This is a genomic window from Enterobacter sp. AN-K1, from assembly GCF_020971765.1.
GTDB classification, from domain to species: Bacteria; Pseudomonadota; Gammaproteobacteria; order Enterobacterales; family Enterobacteriaceae; genus Enterobacter; species Enterobacter hormaechei_C.
This window is the reverse complement of sequence record NZ_CP087390.1, coordinates 2941298-2957401: the sequence shown is the minus strand read 5'-3', so window position 1 is coordinate 2957401 and position 16104 is coordinate 2941298. Positions and strand designations below refer to the sequence as shown.

Genomic DNA, 16104 nt, shown 5'->3' with positions numbered 1-16104 from the left:
ACAAAAAGCCCGGAATTGCTTCCGGGCTTTAAAGGATAGTAACCAGCTAGCGGGTTAGCGGGTTAAATCGTCGAAGAATTTTTTGACGCCATCGAAGAAGCTTTTGGAGCGCGGACTGTTTTTCTCACCCGTCGGGCCGCCAAAGCTTTCCTGAAGCTCTTTCAGCAGCTGTTTCTGCTTATCGTTCAGGCCGACCGGCGTTTCCACGACCACGCGGCATAAAAGGTCACCCTGCGCGCCACCGCGAACGGATTTAACGCCTTTGCCGCGCATGCGGAACAGCTTCCCGGTCTGGGTTTCGCCAGGGATTTTCAGGTTAACGCGACCGTCCAGCGTCGGCACTTCGATTTCGCCACCCAGCGCCGCCATCGCAAAGTTGATCGGCACTTCACAGTACAGGTTGTTACCTTCACGCTCGAAGATGGCGTGCTGCTTCACCTGAACCTGAACGTACAGATCGCCTGCCGGTGCGCCGTGCTCGCCGGCTTCACCCTCACCTGCCAGACGGATGCGGTCGCCCGTATCCACGCCTGCCGGGATCTTAACGGACAGCGTTTTGGTTTTCTCCACGCGACCGTGACCGTGGCATTTGGTGCACGGATCTTTAATCAGCGTACCGCGACCATGACAGTGCGGACAGGCCTGCTGCACCGCGAAGAAGCCCTGGCGCATCTGCACCTGACCGGAACCGTGACAGGTTGGGCAGGTCTGTGGCTGAGTCCCCGCTTTCGCGCCGCTGCCGTGGCAAACGTCACACTCTTCCAGCGTCGGAATACGGATCTCTTTGGTGACGCCGCGAACCGCTTCTTCAAGCGTCAGCTCCATGTTGTAGCGCAGGTCTGCGCCGCGCGCCGCGCGCTGACGACCACGTCCGCCGCCGAAGATATCGCCAAATACATCACCAAAGATATCGCTGAAATCAGCGCCGCCGCCGAAGCCGCCGCCACCAAATCCACCGCCGCCCATGCCGCCCTGTTCAAAGGCCGCGTGACCGTACTGATCATAGGCCGCACGTTTTTGTGCATCGGTCAGGACTTCGTAGGCTTCTTTAATCTCTTTAAATTTGGCTTCAGCCTCTTTGTCACCCTGATTACGGTCAGGGTGGAATTTCATGGCCAGGCGCTTATACGCCTTTTTGATTTCACGCTCTTCCGCAGTTTTCGGAACGCCTAAAATCTCGTAATAGTCTTGCTTTGCCATTGGTTTTTTTAAGCCCCTTAACATGCGAGCACGGGCGTGGAGAATTCTCCTACGCCCGTGCCGATTACTTACCCTGCATCAGGGCGATTATTTTTTGTCTTTCACTTCTTCGAACTCAGCGTCGACAACATCGTCGTCTTTCGCGTTGTTCTGGGAAGCATCAGCGCCCGCCTGCTGCTGTGCGTGCTGCTGCTGAGCGATTTCCATCAGCTTCTGAGAAACCTGTGCCAGCTCCTGCATCTTCGCTTCGATGTCCGCTTTGTCTTCGCCTTTCAGAGACGTTTCCAGCGCGCTCAGTGCAGTTTCGATCGCAGTTTTGTCTTCCGCTGGCAGTTTATCGCCCGCTTCTTCAACCTGCTTACGGGTGCTGTGCAGCAGATGGTCACCCTGGTTACGGGTCTGAACCAGCTCTTCGAACTTACGGTCGGATTCCGCGTTAGCTTCGGCATCACGAACCATTTTTTCGATTTCCGCTTCGTTCAGGCCAGAAGATGCCTTGATGGTAATCTTCTGCTCTTTACCGCTATTTTTGTCTTTCGCAGACACATGCAGGATACCGTCAGCATCGATGTCGAAGGTGACTTCGATCTGTGGCATGCCGCGTGGTGCCGGGTTAATACCGTCCAGGTTGAACTGACCCAGAGATTTGTTATCCGCCGCGCGCTTACGCTCACCCTGAATCACATGGATGGTTACCGCAGACTGGTTGTCTTCAGCGGTAGAGAACACCTGGCTGTGTTTCGTCGGGATAGTGGTGTTTTTGTTGATGAGCGGAGTCATCACGCCACCCATGGTTTCGATACCCAGAGACAGCGGGGTAACGTCCAGCAGCAGTACGTCTTTTACTTCACCCGTCAGAACACCACCCTGAACCGCAGCACCGATAGCAACCGCTTCGTCCGGGTTCACGTCTTTACGTGGCTCTTTACCAAAGAACTCAGCCACTTTCTTCTGAACCATTGGCATACGAGTCTGACCACCTACCAGGATAACGTCCTGAATGTCAGACACGGACAGGCCAGCGTCCTGCAATGCAACTTTCAGTGGCTCGATAGAACGGTTCACCAGGTCTTCTACCAGGCTTTCCAGTTTCGCACGGGTCACTTTGATGTTCATGTGTTTTGGACCGGTCGCGTCTGCGGTGATGTACGGCAGGTTCACGTCGGTCTGCTGAGCGGAAGACAGCTCGATCTTCGCTTTCTCAGCGGCTTCTTTCAGGCGCTGCATGGCCAGCGGGTCATTACGCAGGTCAATGCCCTGATCTTTCTTGAACTCGTCAACGAGGTAGTTGATCAGACGGGTATCGAAGTCTTCACCACCCAGGTGGGTATCACCATTGGTTGCCAGAACTTCGAAGGTTTTTTCGCCGTCAACGTCGTCGATTTCGATAATAGAGATATCGAAGGTACCACCACCCAGGTCGTAAACCGCGATAGTACGGTTGCCAACTTCTTTATCCAGACCGTAAGCCAGTGCTGCTGCGGTTGGTTCGTTGATGATACGTTTTACTTCCAGACCTGCGATACGGCCAGCATCTTTGGTTGCCTGACGCTGAGCATCGTTGAAGTAAGCAGGTACGGTGATAACAGCTTCAGTTACCGGTTCACCCAGGTAATCTTCCGCAGTTTTCTTCATTTTCTTCAGCACTTCAGCAGAGATCTGCGGAGGTGCCGTTTTGGTGCCTTTCACATCAAGCCATGCATCGCCGTTATCGGCTGCGATGATTTTGTAAGGCATGATGGAAACGTCACGCTGAACTTCTTCGTCCTGGAAGCGGCGGCCAATCAGGCGTTTGATCGCAAACAGGGTGTTTTGCGGGTTTGTCACGGCCTGACGTTTAGCCGGCTGACCAACCAGAGTTTCACCATCCTGGGTATAAGCAATGATAGAAGGCGTGGTGCGATCGCCCTCGGCGTTCTCCAGCACACGTGCAGTAGTGCCATCCATAATCGCTACACAAGAGTTGGTAGTACCCAGGTCGATACCAATAATTTTACCCATCTAAACGTCTCCACTAAAAATTCAGTCAACATGTGGTTGTGTACCTGTAATAAGGGCAGAACGTGCTTTTTCAACTGCCCAGATTTGATTTTTTTCAGGTCCACACACTGCGGTTGCTTACAAGATGGGGTCACAACGGCATCCATCAAGGGGGAAGGATAAAAAATTTTTTAATTTCACCCCGGTGAGATCATAGACGGCGTCGATGCCGCCCATTATGATGCCGCGCCCCGTCAGGTAGAACTGGCGCGGGTTTAACCATTTCACCATATTAATGATGATTTTTTTGAGGACTTATGGGCAACACTAAGTTGGCTAATCCGGCTCCGCTGGGCCTGATGGGTTTTGGCATGACCACCATTCTGCTGAACCTGCACAATATCGGGATGTTCCCGATGGACGGCATTATCCTGGCGATGGGCATTTTTTACGGCGGTATCGCACAGATCTTTGCGGGCCTGCTGGAATATAAGAAAGGCAACACCTTCGGCTTAACCGCCTTTACCTCTTACGGTTCCTTCTGGCTGACTCTGGTCGCAATTCTGCTGATGCCTAAAATGGGCCTGGCAGAGGCGGCAAACGCCCATTTCCTGGGCGTGTACCTGGGACTGTGGGGCGTGTTCACCCTGTTCATGTTCTTCGGTACCCTTAAGGCGAACCGCGCACTGCAATTCGTCTTCCTGAGCCTGACCGTACTGTTCGCTCTGCTGGCCATCGGTCACCTGGCGGATAACGAAGGCATCGTTCACGTTGCCGGCTGGGTAGGTCTGGTTTGCGGCGCAAGCGCAATCTACCTGGCCATGGGTGAAGTGCTGAACGAGCAGTTCGACCGCACCATTCTACCGATTGGTGAAAAACACTGATCCCTCTGTCGTGCCCGCGTCGCGGGCACGACGTCCCTCTGACTGGCGAAGCCACACCCCCAAAACCAGTCCCATCAGCGATAACGCCAGCACGTACCACGCAGGTGCAAGGGGTGACACCCCCATCAACACCGTCACCACAATCGGGGTCAGCCCACCGAAAATGGCATACGAGACATTATAAGAGAAAGAGATCCCAGTGAAGCGTACCTCCGGCGGGAAGGCGCGGACCATTACGTACGGTACGGCGCCAACGACGCCCACGCACAGCCCGACGACACCGTATAGCAGGAACAGCTGTTCAGGATGGGTGCCCGCAAGATGATAAAATGCCCAGCTCGACGCGGCCAGAAGCAAACTGCCGACAATAAAGGTCGCGCTTGCGCCGAAACGATCCGCCGCCAGCCCGGCGGCCAGACAACCAAAGCAGAGCATAATTGTCGCGATACTGTTCGCCTGTAACGTCACGGCAGGCGCAAAACCGTACTGTTTTTGCAGCCAGACCGGCGACATCAAAATGACCACCACGATCCCCGCAGACAGCAGCCAGGTCAGAAGCATCGACACCACTACCGCTTTTTTATGCCGCACTACTACGGTTTTCACCGGCAGTTCTTGCGCCAGCGCCTTCCGCTGCTGCATTTCCAGAAATATTGGCGTCTCCTGCAACCAGCGTCGCAGGTACATTGCCACCAGCCCAAACGCCCCGCCCAGCAGGAACGGTATACGCCAGCCCCAGTCGTGAACGGCCTGTTGCGTCATGCTGGTATTGATGATGGTTGCAACCACGGAGCCAAGCAGGATCCCGATCGTCAGCCCTGCGGTCAGCGTTCCGCACGCAATGCCGATGCGGCGCACCGGGACGTGTTCAGCGACAAACACCCAGGCGCCCGGTACTTCCCCGCCGATGGCCGCGCCCTGGAGAATACGCATCAGCAGCAGCAATAACGGGGCGATAATGCCCATCGACTCATAGGTAGGCAAAAGGCCAATCGCCAGCGTCGGCACGGCCATAAGCAGGATGCTGAGGGTAAACATCTTCTTGCGCCCGACCAGATCGCCAAAGTGCGCCATGACAATGCCGCCCAGCGGACGCGCCAGATAGCCGGCAGCGAAAATGCCGAAGGTTTGTACCTGACGCAGCCATTCCGGAATATCCGCCGGGAAAAACAGCGCCCCCACAACGGCGGCGAAGAAGACAAAGATGATGAAGTCGTAAAACTCCAGCGCGCCGCCCAGGGCAGCGAGCGTGAGGGTTTTGTAGTCCTGTCGATTCAGAGGTCGGGTGTTATGTGACATAGCGAACCATTGTGCATGTGTTGTGGATTATTTTTTACAGCAATCGTAAAGAAAAAATTACTATATCGTAAATCCATTTACACGCTACCGCGGCTGGCGCTAATGTCACATTTTAAAGAATTTCAGGAGATTGTTTCGCGGCGAGCGCTTTTAGGGCGAAATGCTGCTACCACATTGCCGTCAGTTTCCACGTACGGACCGTCAAGCAGTTGTATACAATACGGTACACTTGCAAAGATACCGTGGACGATAACGCTGCCGTCCTCGGCTTTTACCCCTTCCAGCGTCTCTTTTATCGACTTCGGCTGCCCCGGCAGGTTCAGGATCAGCGCCTGTTTGCGGATCACCCCGACCTGACGGGAAAGAATGGCCGTCGGGACAAAGTGTAGACTGATCTGGCGCATCTGCTCACCGAAGCCCGGCATTTCACGATCGGCGATAGCCAGCGTCGCGTCCGGCGTTACATCGCGGCGCGCGGGGCCGGTTCCGCCCGTCGTCAGCACCAGGTGGCAGCTCATCTCATCCACCAGTTCACACAGGGTTTGCTCGATGATCGGCTGCTCGTCCGGGATCAGGCGAGTCTGGATCTCAAACGGGGTAGTGAGCGCGCTGCCCAGCCACGCTTCCAGAGCAGGGATGCCTTTATCCTGATAAACACCGCTGGAGGCGCGGTCAGAAATCGACACTAAGCCGATGCGTAAGGTATTCATATCCATTCCATTCAAAAAGTACTGATTAAAGGGAATGATACACGCAGAGAGAAAATTCAGACAGAGGCGGGGGAAAGACGCGTGACCGGGAACCCGGTCACGCAGAATGATTACAGCAGGTCGCCGATCATTTTTTCCAGTTTTTCCTGGTCGATAGCAAACTTACGGATACCGTCCGCCAGTTTATCTACGGCCATTGGATCCTGGTTGTGCTGCCACAGGAACTCGGACTCGGTGATGCGCTCAGGGCGTGCTTTCACTTCGCCGGTGTAGGACAGTTTACGCTCGATAGCACCTTCGCTTTCTGCCAGCTCTTTCAGCAGCGCAGGAGCGATAGTCAGGCGGTCACAGCCAGCCAGCTCGATGATTTCGCCGACGTTACGGAAGCTTGCGCCCATAACAACGGTCTCATAGCCGTGCTGTTTGTAGTATTCGTAGATTTCAGTCACTGAAATCACGCCTGGATCTTCAGACGCCGCGTACTCTTTCTTGTCGGTGTTGGCTTTGTACCAGTCCAGAATACGGCCCACGAACGGAGAAATCAGGTATACGCCAGCTTCGGCACATGCACGCGCCTGCGCGAAGGAGAACAGCAGAGTCAGGTTACAGTTGATGCCTTCTTTTTCCAGCTGCTCAGCAGCGCGGATGCCCTGCCAGGTAGACGCCAGTTTGATCAGGATACGGTCATTGCTGATGCCCGCATCGTTGTACAGTTTGATCAGGCGTTTTGCTTTTGCGATAGACGCTTCGGTGTCGTAGGACAGGCGAGCATCAACTTCGGTAGAGATACGGCCAGGAACGAGCTTCAGGATTTCCAGACCGATGTTCACTGCCAGTTTGTCAGTAGCATCCACAACCTGCTGCGCGCGGTCATTGCTCTGTGCTTTTGCCCAGGTCACCGCCTCGTCGATCAGTTTGCGATACTCAGGGATCTGCGCGGCGTTAAGGATCAGAGAAGGGTTGGTTGTGGCATCCTGCGGCTGGTACAGCTTCATTGCCGCGATATCTCCGGTGTCAGCGACGACAGTGGTGAACTGACGAAGGGAGGTCAATTTATCCGTCATGATAGTGTTTCTCTTTTAACGTGCCCTGGATAATTCACACTACCGACAGCTTGCCAGCAGCGGAAAAATGACAGGTTTACTTGTTAGGGGGATGTAACCGGTCTGCCCTGATGATAACACGAGTGAGAGGCAGCGCAACCGCAGACAGTGCGCTTAGGCAGAGTATGATAAACTCAGAATATTAACAGGCTGCTAAGTAACAGCATGCACAATCAGTGGTAGCGCTTACATATTCACTTTGGCATCAACAAGAGGGACGTTAGTGCCTGATTTCTTTTTCTTTATCAACGAAGTCCTCTGGGGTTCGATCATGATATACCTGCTTTCAGGAGCAGGTATCTGGTTTATGTGGCGCAGCGGTCTGATTCAGTTTCGCTATATCCGCAAATTTGGCAGAAGTCTGAAAAACAGCGTCACCCCACAGCCGGGCGGCCTGACCTCGTTTCAGGCGCTCTGTACCAGCCTGGCCGCGCGCGTCGGCAGCGGTAACCTGGCCGGTGTCGCGCTGGCGATCGGCGCGGGCGGTCCGGGCGCGGTATTCTGGATGTGGGTGACGGCGATTATCGGTATGGCCACCTCCTTTGCTGAATGCTCGCTTGCGCAACTCTACAAAGAAAAAGACGGCAAAGGTCAGTTTCGCGGCGGTCCCGCCTGGTATATGGCTCGCGGGCTGGGAATGCGCTGGATGGGCGTTCTGTTCTCGATCTTTTTGCTGATTGCCTATGGCCTTATTTTCAATACCGTTCAGGCAAATTCCGTCGCCCACGCGCTGCGCTTTGCCTTCAATTGTCCGGAGTGGCTGACGGGCGGCGCGCTTGCCCTTCTCACTCTGCTGACCATTGTGACCGGGCTCAAAGGGGTTGCCCGCCTGATGCAGTGGCTGGTTCCGCTGATGGCGCTGCTGTGGGTGTCCACCAGCCTGATGGTATGCGCGATACATATCGACGAGGTGCCGAACGTCATCGTCACCATTTTCCAAAGCGCGTTCGGCTGGCGCGAAGCGGCTTCCGGCGCGCTGGGTTACACCCTTAGCCAGGCACTCACTGCGGGTTTTCAGCGGGGTATGTTCTCCAACGAAGCGGGAATGGGCTCCACGCCGAATGCCGCCGCAGCGGCCGCATCCTGGCCCCCACATCCCGCCGCGCAGGGCATTGTACAGATGATTGGCGTCTTCACAGACACCATTGTTATCTGCTCCGCCAGCGCGATGATAATGCTGCTGGCCGGTGCCGCTGAACAACCGTCCGGTAGTACGGCAGGCATTCATTGGGTACAACAGGCGCTGGTCTCCCTCGTCGGCGGCTGGGGCGCGGGCCTTGTCGCACTTGTCGTGGGACTTTTTGCCTTTAGTTCCATTGCGGTGAACTATATCTATGCCGAAAACAACCTTATCTTCCTGAAAGTTGACTCGCGTCTGGCCCGCAACATCCTTCGCGCGGGCGTGCTGGCGATGGTGTTTGTAGGTTGCCTGCTCAGCATGCCGATGATCTGGCAAATAGCGGACGTCATTATGGCGCTGATGGCCATCACGAACCTGACGGCCATTTTGCTGCTTTCACCGGTTGTGGCGCTGATCGCGCGCGATTATCTGCGTCAGCGCAAGCTCGGCGTACAGCCCGTCTTTGACGCCTCACGCTATCCCGAAATCGAGTCACAAATTGCCCCTGGCACCTGGGATGATTTGCCGCGGCAATAACAGCTATCGATCAATTCAGGGCGATTTTTTGTTAAAGTCGCTCTAAATTTCCTGCAAGGACTGGATATGCTGATTCTGATTTCACCTGCCAAAACGCTCGACTACCAGAGCCCGCTCGCCACTGAGCGTTATACCCAGCCGGAATTGCTGGACTACTCGCAACAGCTGATCCACGAGGCGCGTAAGCTTTCGGCTCCGCAAATCGCTTCGCTGATGAGCATCAGCGATAAACTCGCCGACCTGAATGCCACCCGTTTTCATGAGTGGCAGCCTGACTTCACGCCCGCCAACGCCCGCCAGGCGCTGTTGGCCTTCAAAGGTGACGTCTACACTGGCCTGCAAGCAGAAACGTTTAGCGAAGCCGATTTCGATTTTGCCCAGCAGCATCTGCGCATGTTATCCGGCCTGTACGGGGTGCTGCGCCCGCTGGATCTGATGCAGCCGTATCGTCTGGAGATGGGTATCCGCCTGGAAAACGCCAAAGGCAAAGATCTGTACCAGTTCTGGGGCGATGTCATTACCGACAAGCTTAACGCGGCGCTGCAAGCCCAGGGGGACAACGTGGTGATCAACCTGGCCTCCGATGAGTACTTCAAATCGGTGAAGCCGAAAAAGCTGGATGCGGACATTATCAAGCCGGTGTTCCTCGACGAGAAAAACGGCAAATTTAAAGTGATCAGCTTCTACGCCAAAAAAGCGCGCGGTCTGATGAGCCGCTTCATCATTCAAAACCGCCTGACGAAGCCAGAGCAGCTCACCGGCTTTAACAGTGAAGGGTATTTCTTCGACGAGGCATCGTCAGGAAAAAACGAGCTGGTGTTTAAGCGTCACGAGCAATAAAAGACAACCCCGCCAGCTGGCGGGGTTTGTGTTAATGGTGCTTCCGGTCCGGGCCCGGGCGGCGCTCGTCATGACGGTGGTGATCGTCACGATCGCGATGTTCATCGTGCGGACGCCAGTGGTTATCGCGCCAGTCATAGTGTGCTTTCCACCAGTCATTGTCGCGCCAGCGGCCGCCATCCCAGTAGTGCCCGTTATTATCCCGATCGCCAATTTGCAGTTTTACCGCGGGCACGAGGGTGATCTCAGCTGCCTGCACCGCCATGGGAGCGACCAGCATCAGTGAAAGCGCGATAAGTGCAGGTTTCAGTGTAGACATAGGTGACTCCTTATTCTTCTTGCCCAACGTGGGCCGATATAAGGAGAGTACGTGATGGGAACGGGGGATGTTATTCTCTGCAATCCTAAACGCTAAGTGACCGCATTTATTGGGAATTTCTGCTTTTTTCCTGCTGTTTTTCTCCTTAATTTCTCCATAAAAAAGCCGGGTGGCGCTGCGCTTACCCGGCCTACATTCTGAGCCGTTGTAGGCCCGGTAAGGCGTAGCCGCCATCGGGCAACAAACTTACGCTCGGGTCATCATCAGCTTACGCAGCGCGGCAAAGTCTGCGGGCAGCTCATGAGACAGCAGCGGCAGGTCGGCGCGATCGGCCAGCTCTTTTGGCAGCGGCAGCGTTTCCCCCAGGATCGCTTCCACGCTCTCTTTGAACTTGGCCGGATGGGCGGTGCCGAGGAACAGGCCATACTCACCCGGTTGAAGCTGATCGCGCAGGGCACGATAGGCAATCGCCGCGTGCGGCTCAGAGGTATAGCCCACCGCTTTCAGCTCGCGCATGGTGGCTTTAGTGGTTTCGTCCGTCACCGCTGCGTAACCCAGATCGCCCAGACGCCAGACCTTACGGCGGAACAGCTCTTCCACACGCGGCCAGTTGTTAGGCTGTGACACATCCATCGCATTGGAGAGCGTGGCCTGAGTCGCGTTCGGCGCCCATTTTCCGTCCTTCAGGAAACGCGGCACGGTGTCGTTGGCGTTGGTGGCGGCGATAAAGCGCTTCACCGGCAGGCCGAGTGATTTCGCCAGCAGGCCTGCCGTCAGGTCGCCGAAGTTCCCACTTGGCACGGAAACCACCAGCTGATTGCGCGCGTCCTGCGGCAGCTGCGCCACCGCTTCGAAGTAGTAGCAGATCTGCGCCAGCAGACGGCTGATGTTGATGGAGTTGGCAGAGTTCAGCCCCAGCGCCGCCTTCAGCTCTTCGTCATCGAAGGCCTGCTTCACTAGCGCCTGACAGGCATCGAAATCGCCGTCGATCGCCACGGTTTCAATGTTGCCCCCAAGGGTGCAGAACAGTTTTTCCTGAAGCGGGCTGATTTTGCCTTTCGGATAGAGGATCACCACGCGGACGTTTTTCAGGCCGTAGAACGCATGGGCCACCGCCGCTCCGGTATCGCCTGAAGTCGCGGTAAGAATGGTCACCGGTTTGTCGCCGCTGATGTGGGTCAGCATCTGCGCCATAAAGCGACCGCCGAAATCTTTGAACGCCAGCGTCGGGCCGTGGAACAGCTCCAGACAACCAACGTCAGGCTCCACCTGCTTCACCGGCGCCGGGAAAGCAAACGCCGCACGCACGCGCTCTTCGAGCAGCTCCTGCGGGATTTCGTCGCCGATAAAGGCAGACAGAATTTTGGTGCTGCGGGTGACAAAGTCCTGCTTCAGCAGCTCATCGATTTCGGTCAGCTGAAATTCCGGCAGGTCGTGGGGGAAGAACAGCCCCTGATTTTTGCCAAGCCCCTGCGTTACCGCCTGCGCGAAGCTGACCTGCTCGTTATGATCTTTAAGGTTGTAGAGTTTCATTCGTTATCCCAGTACTCGTGCGCCAGCCGTGTCCAGACGGCAAATATGAACAAAGCCTTCCTGATTTTGCAGGTAGTGTTTAGAGAGCCAGTCCGCCACGCGCTGCGCGGTGTCTGGCTTGTCGCATAAGGCGAACAGCGTCGGGCCGGAGCCGGAGATGCCGCACGCCAGTGCGCCGATATCCATGGATGCCTGTCGCGCTTCGTTAAAGCCCGGCAGCAGCTTCGTGCGATACGGCTCGGCAATGACGTCTTTCATCAGTTTCGCCGCCAGCTGCGGCTGACGGGTGTAGCAGGCGTGAATAAAGCCCGCCAGATGACGCCCGTGGGCGATACAGTCCTGACGACGATACTGCGCTGGCAGGATCGCACGCGCTTCGGCGGTAGACACTTTAATGCCCGGATAGGCCAGCACCCACAGCCACTCATCAAACCCTGGCACCTGCTGGCTGATGATGCCATTTTCTTCAATCATCAGCTGCATGCCGCCAAGGAAGCACGGCGCCACGTTATCATAATGAATGCTGCCGGAGATGCGCCCTTCCAGCTCGCCCATCAGTGCCAGCAGACGGCTGTTGTTCAGCGGCTTGCCGCAATGCTCATTCATCGCCACCAGCGCGGCGACCACCGAGCAGGCGCTCGAGCCCAGCCCCGAACCAATCGGCATGCTCTTTTCCAGCGTCATGGCGACCGGCACGTTTTTGCCGATCTCCTGACAGAAGCGTTCCCAGCACTGATAAACGATATTCTCGCGCGGTTCAGACGGCAGCTTACTGGCGAAGCGGCCGATGTTATTCAGACTGAAGCGCTCTGCCGCCTCAACCGTAACCGTATCGCCCAGCAGCGAACCGTCCACCGGCGTGACCGCCGCGCCCAGCACGTCAAATCCGACGCTCATATTGGCGCTGGAAGCCGGGGCATATACTTTAACCATCTTAAACTCCTAACTTCCATGACAGGGTACGCAGCAGATCGGCAAACACGCCTGCCGCCGTCACATCATTCCCTGCGCCATAGCCGCGAAGCACCAGCGGCAGTGGCTGATAATAATGGCTGTAGAACGCCAGGGCGTTCTCGCCGTTTTTCACCTTGTACAGCGGATCGTTGCCATCCACTTCGGCAATCTTCACCCGGCAGACGCCGTCTTCTTCAATGTTGCCAACATAGCGCAATACCTTACCTTCATCACGGGCTTTCGCAACGCGTGCGGCAAAGGCGTCGTCAAGCTGCGGCAACCTGGCCATAAAGGCGCTGACGTCACCGCTGTCATCAAATTCTGCTGGCAGCACCGGCTCAATCACGATATCCGAAAGCTCCAGCTCGCGGCCAGTTTCGCGCGCCAGGATCAGCAGCTTACGCGCCACGTCCATGCCGGAGAGGTCGTCGCGCGGATCCGGCTCGGTGTAGCCCAGCTCGCGCGCGGCGCGGGTGGCTTCCGACAAGCTCATCCCTTCGTCCAGCTTGCCGAAGATAAACGACAGGGAGCCGGAGAGGATGCCGGAGAAACGCTGTAGTTCGTCGCCCGCGTTCAGCAGGTTTTGCAGGTTCTCGATGACCGGCAGGCCCGCGCCCACGTTGGTGTCATACAGAAACTTACGGCGCGACTTACTCGCCGCCAGCCGCAGTTGATGATAGTAATCCATCGACGAGGTGTTGGCCTTTTTGTTTGGCGTCACCACGTGGAACCCTTCGCGCAGGAAGTCGGCGTACTGATCGGCCACCGCCTGGCTGGAGGTACAGTCAACAATCACCGGGTTAAGCAGGTGATATTCTTTCACCAGGCGGATCAGGCGGCCCAGGTTAAATGGCTCTTTCGCCTCTTCCAGCTCCGCCTGCCAGTTTTCCAGATTCAGACCGTGGACGTTAGTCAGCAACGCTTTCGAGTTCGCAATGCCGCAAACGCGCAAATCGATATGTTTCTTCTTAAGCCACTCCTGCTGGCGCTTCACCTGCTCCAGCAGCGCGCCACCGACACCACCGACGCCCACCAGGAACAGCTCAATCACCTGGTCGGTGTTGAACAGCATCTGATGCACCACGCGCACGCCGGTAGTGGCGTCATCGTTATCCACGACAACGGAAATGGAACGCTCTGATGAGCCCTGGGCAATCGCCACGATATTAATATTGGCCCGCGCCAGCGCGGCAAAGAATTTGGCGGAGATACCGCGCAGGGTGCGCATGCCGTCGCCGACCACAGAGATAATCGCCAGACGCTCCTGAATCGAGAGCGGCTCCAGCAGCTCTTCTTTCAGCTCCAGATAGAACTCTTCTTCCAGCGCGCGACGGGCACGCAGGCAATCACCCTGCGGAACGCAGAAGCTGATGCTGTATTCGGAAGAAGACTGCGTGATCAGCACCACGGAGATCCCGTTGCGGGACATAGCGGCAAAGACGCGTGCCGCCATGCCGACCATGCCCTTCATCCCCGGGCCGGAGACGCTGAACATCGCCATGTTATTGAGGTTAGAAATGCCTTTCACCGGCAGGTCATCTTCATCCGCGCTGGCGCCAATCAGCGTGCCCGGCGCCTGAGGGTTACCGGTATTCTTAATCAGGCAGGGGATTTGGAACTGGGCAATCGGGGAGATGGTACGCGGGTGAAGAACTTTAGCGCCGAAGTAGGAAAGCTCCATCGCTTCCTGGTACGACATCGACTTCAGCAGCCTGGCGTCCGGTACCTGGCGCGGATCGCAGGTATAAACGCCGTCGACGTCAGTCCAGATCTCACAACAGTCTGCGCGTAAACAGGCCGCCAGCACGGCAGCGGAGTAGTCAGAGCCGTTACGCCCCAGCACCACCAGTTCGCACTTCTCGTTACCGGCGGTAAAGCCTGCCATCAGGATCATATGGTCAGACGGGATTTTGCTCGCCGCAATACGGCGTGTCGACTCGGCAATGTCGACGGTGGATTCAAGGTAGTGGCCCACAGCCAGCAGTTTTTCAACCGGATCGATGACCGTCACGTGGTGACCGCGCGCTTCTAGCACGCCAGCCATGATGGCGATAGAGAGTTTTTCACCCCGGCAAATCAGCGCCGCGTTGATGCTGTCCGGACACTGACCAAGCAGGCTGATACCGTGAAGAACGTGTTTAATCTGGGCAAATTCAAGTTCAACGGTGCTTTTCAGCTGCGCCAGCGGGAAACCAGGCTGGGCGTCGGCCAGCCCCTGAAGCAGATCGGCAAAGATACGCTCGGCGTCGCTGATGTTCGGTAGTGCATCCTGACCACCGATGGTTTTTTCAATCATCGCCACCAGGTGGTTCGTGATTTTGGCCGGGGCAGAGAGCACGGTGGCAACCTGCCCCTGCCTGGCGTTGCTTTCCAGGATATCGGCAACACGCAGAAAACGTTCTGCATTTGCCACTGACGTACCGCCGAACTTCAACACTCGCATGGTTCTACCTCATTTCCTTTAGCCGAAAAAAAAGCCCGCACTGTTCAGGTGCGGGCTTTTTTCTGTTTTTCCTGTACGCGTCAGCCCGCATCGTTACCTGTGGTAATGATGATGGTTGTAGTAATGGTGGTGATGCTGATGCGTTTCATGGATGTTGTGTACTCTGTCATTATTATCTGTCTGTGCTCTATTCTTTTAGGGTTAAAGGATCGAGCCCCTTAAGTCAATGAATTTTTAATTCGATCACAATTCGGGACATTCTCACGTCCCGCTGCGGGCAGATTTATTTTCATCGGAATAACCCAGATGCAACCCCAGACATCAGCAGGATCGGCCATAATAAAAACCTATGACACTATTTTACTCGGCTAATTTTTTTTCAATATCATGAAGCAATCGGTGCAGCATTGCCGTATCGCGCTGCTCAAGACGCCCCAGGCGCTGCTGTAACCAGTCCACCATTTTTTGATCGTCAGCGACGCCCAACTGCTCAAGAAGGTTATCTGCACGAACACGCAGTGCCGCCAGCTGGTTTTCATCCGAAACTGTCACCGGTGGCTGAGAAATTTGTATTAAGGATGCTAATTGATAGCAATAGACCATCACCGCCTGCCCCAGATTGAGTGACGGATAATCCGCCACCATCGGCGCGCCCGTCAGCACGTCAGCCAGCTCCAGCTCTTCGTTAGTCAGCCCGGAATCTTCTCGCCCAAACACCAGCGCGGCTTTCTCCAGCCACTGGCTTTTCTCTTCCAGCATCGGCACCAGTTCAGCAGGCGTGGCGTAATAGTGAAACTTAGCCCGGCTGCGCGCGGTCGTCGCGACGGTAAACGAAATATCGTGGAGTGCGTCGGCGAGCGTAGCGTAAGTGGTTATATTATCGAGAATATCACCCGAACCGTGCGCCACCCAGCGCGCAGCAGGCTCCAGATGCGCCGTGCTGTCCACAATACGCAAATCGGTAAACCCCATAGTCTTCATGGCACGCGCCGCAGCGCCAATATTTTCAGCTCTTGCTGGTGCCACCAGCACAATCGACAGATGCATTTACGCTCTCTTTTTAATCAGTTAGCAGGTAAAAATGTGATTCAGTTCAACATATTACGCAGCACGAATTTACAATTTTGCAACACAAATCACCGAAATAGCGTTTCATAACAATTAAAAAAAGCTAAACTATTT

14 protein-coding genes and 1 other annotated feature are annotated in these 16104 nt (G+C 55.8%); of the genes, 3 read left to right on the top strand and 11 right to left on the bottom strand.

The genetic code is table 11. The features are described 5' to 3' along the window. Nucleotides 1-54: 54 nt before the first annotated feature. Both dnaJ and dnaK read right to left on the bottom strand, forming a co-directional pair. A complete protein-coding gene (dnaJ, locus tag LOC22_RS14140; protein WP_014830600.1) occupies nucleotides 55-1200 on the bottom strand; it encodes a molecular chaperone DnaJ in 1146 nt (381 codons plus the stop codon). A gap of 87 nt (nucleotides 1201-1287) precedes the next feature. After that, nucleotides 1288-3201, bottom strand: a complete 1914-nt coding sequence (gene dnaK, locus LOC22_RS14135) for a molecular chaperone DnaK (RefSeq protein ID WP_006810169.1) — start codon at nucleotides 3199-3201, stop codon at nucleotides 1288-1290. 296 nt (nucleotides 3202-3497) lie between these two features. Between dnaK and satP the strand changes: the two genes are divergently transcribed. Next, a complete protein-coding gene (gene satP / locus LOC22_RS14130; protein ID WP_003856474.1) occupies nucleotides 3498-4064 on the top strand; it encodes an acetate uptake transporter in 567 nt (188 codons plus the stop codon). Here the strand turns inward: satP and LOC22_RS14125 are convergent. From LOC22_RS14125 to tal, 3 genes are all read right to left on the bottom strand, one after another. After that, entirely contained in the window at nucleotides 4041-5363 is a 1323-nt protein-coding gene (locus tag LOC22_RS14125) for an MFS transporter (RefSeq protein WP_023295901.1), read from the bottom strand. The two genes, satP and LOC22_RS14125, sit on opposite strands and share 24 nt — an antisense overlap. Before the next feature lie 122 nt (nucleotides 5364-5485). Further along, nucleotides 5486-6073: a molybdopterin adenylyltransferase gene (gene mog, locus LOC22_RS14120; protein ID WP_003856479.1), complete on the bottom strand. Its 588-nt coding sequence runs from the start codon at nucleotides 6071-6073 to the stop codon at nucleotides 5486-5488. 110 nt (nucleotides 6074-6183) lie between these two features. Beyond that, nucleotides 6184-7137: a transaldolase gene (tal, locus tag LOC22_RS14115; RefSeq protein ID WP_003856481.1), complete on the bottom strand. Its 954-nt coding sequence runs from the start codon at nucleotides 7135-7137 to the stop codon at nucleotides 6184-6186. 262 nt (nucleotides 7138-7399) lie between these two features. Between tal and LOC22_RS14110 the strand changes: the two genes are divergently transcribed. Then, nucleotides 7400-8833: an alanine/glycine:cation symporter family protein gene (locus LOC22_RS14110; RefSeq protein ID WP_047062444.1), complete on the top strand. Its 1434-nt coding sequence runs from the start codon at nucleotides 7400-7402 to the stop codon at nucleotides 8831-8833. 66 nt (nucleotides 8834-8899) lie between these two features. After that, nucleotides 8900-9673: a peroxide stress protein YaaA gene (gene yaaA / locus LOC22_RS14105; RefSeq protein ID WP_022650381.1), complete on the top strand. Its 774-nt coding sequence runs from the start codon at nucleotides 8900-8902 to the stop codon at nucleotides 9671-9673. 31 nt (nucleotides 9674-9704) lie between these two features. On the opposite strand, the gene LOC22_RS14100 is transcribed toward yaaA, so the two are convergent. The 6 genes from LOC22_RS14100 to LOC22_RS14075 form a co-directional block, all read right to left on the bottom strand. Then, nucleotides 9705-9992 carry a DUF2502 domain-containing protein gene (locus LOC22_RS14100; protein ID WP_219378323.1) on the bottom strand — a complete coding sequence of 96 codons (288 nt, stop codon included), beginning with the start codon at nucleotides 9990-9992 and terminating at the stop codon, nucleotides 9705-9707. Nucleotides 9993-10238: 246 nt separating this feature from the next. Continuing rightward, on the bottom strand, nucleotides 10239-11525 hold the full coding sequence (gene thrC, locus LOC22_RS14095) for a threonine synthase (RefSeq protein WP_015572626.1): 1287 nt from the start codon (nucleotides 11523-11525) through the stop codon (nucleotides 10239-10241). A gap of 3 nt (nucleotides 11526-11528) precedes the next feature. Beyond that, nucleotides 11529-12458, bottom strand: a complete 930-nt coding sequence (gene thrB / locus LOC22_RS14090) for a homoserine kinase (RefSeq protein ID WP_047726399.1) — start codon at nucleotides 12456-12458, stop codon at nucleotides 11529-11531. A gap of 1 nt (nucleotide 12459) precedes the next feature. Beyond that, nucleotides 12460-14922, bottom strand: coding sequence for a bifunctional aspartate kinase/homoserine dehydrogenase I (gene thrA, locus LOC22_RS14085; RefSeq protein ID WP_230238983.1), 2463 nt, complete (start codon nucleotides 14920-14922; stop codon nucleotides 12460-12462). A gap of 24 nt (nucleotides 14923-14946) precedes the next feature. After that, nucleotides 14947-15064, bottom strand: a sequence feature (Thr leader region). Further along, nucleotides 15003-15071 (bottom strand): thr operon leader peptide, encoded by a 69-nt coding sequence (gene thrL / locus LOC22_RS14080; RefSeq protein WP_015572623.1) that lies wholly within the window; start codon nucleotides 15069-15071, stop codon nucleotides 15003-15005. (Overlaps the previous feature by 62 nt.) Before the next feature lie 211 nt (nucleotides 15072-15282). Beyond that, on the bottom strand, nucleotides 15283-15969 hold the full coding sequence (locus LOC22_RS14075; RefSeq protein WP_017383824.1) for a tRNA/rRNA methyltransferase: 687 nt from the start codon (nucleotides 15967-15969) through the stop codon (nucleotides 15283-15285). Nucleotides 15970-16104: the final 135 nt, after the last annotated feature.